Source organism: Neisseria sp. P0021.S006, from assembly GCF_051956895.1.
This window is the reverse complement of sequence record NZ_JBQCWZ010000829.1, coordinates 1-633: the sequence shown is the minus strand read 5'-3', so window position 1 is coordinate 633 and position 633 is coordinate 1. Positions and strand designations below refer to the sequence as shown.

Genomic DNA, 633 nt, shown 5'->3' with positions numbered 1-633 from the left:
TTATTAAGTAAGGTTAAATGCAAGCGGTTTTATCCGTGAGTTAAATATTAATCAATAAGATAGGATGGTATAACCATGAACGAAGATATTATCAAAGGAAAATGGGAGCAGCTTAAAGGTAAAGCCAAAGAAAAATGGGGCGAGTTGACAAACGACGATTTGGACATCATCGAAGGCAAGCGCGATCAGTTGGCTGGTAAAATCCAAGAGCGTTACGGTCGCACTAAAGATGAAGCTGAAAAAGAAATTGATGATTGGTTGAATAACTAAGACCGTTGAATTTCACCATAAACGGTCGTATCTCCCTCGACCGTTTTTATATTAAACCGAAAGGAAAAAATCATGCTTCATTATTCGATCGTTTTCTTTATCATCGCTATTATTGCAGCTGTATTAGGTTTCGGTGGTATTGCAGGTAGTGCGGCAGGCATAGCCAAAATTTTATTTGCCGGTTTCTTGATCTTGTCGGTGATATCACTGATTTTTGGCAGGAAGAAGTAATACCTGTAGACCAATAAGGTTGTATCAAGCCACTATTCCGTCAAATAGGCCGTCTGAAAAATCAGGATAACTGGTTTTCAGACGGCCTTTGTTCTTATACTAGCGGTTTATTTTTTTACACACCCAGCAACA

The 633-nt window shown here is 38.7% G+C and carries 2 protein-coding genes; both read left to right on the top strand.

The features are described from left to right. Positions 1-75 precede the first annotated feature (75 nt). Entirely contained in the window at positions 76-270 is a 195-nt protein-coding gene (locus ACTHUM_RS17355; protein WP_070584611.1) for a CsbD family protein, read from the top strand. 72 nt (positions 271-342) lie between these two features. Beyond that, positions 343-501: a DUF1328 domain-containing protein gene (locus ACTHUM_RS17350; RefSeq protein ID WP_039862543.1), complete on the top strand. Its 159-nt coding sequence runs from the start codon at positions 343-345 to the stop codon at positions 499-501. The last annotated feature ends 132 nt before the right edge of the window (positions 502-633 follow it).

Coding starts and splice junctions, on each gene's coding strand:
- ACTHUM_RS17350 (WP_039862543.1), top strand. CDS start 343: ATGCTTCATTATTCGATCGTTTTCTTTATCATCGCTATTATTGCAGCT.
- ACTHUM_RS17355 (WP_070584611.1), top strand. CDS start 76: ATGAACGAAGATATTATCAAAGGAAAATGGGAGCAGCTTAAAGGTAAA.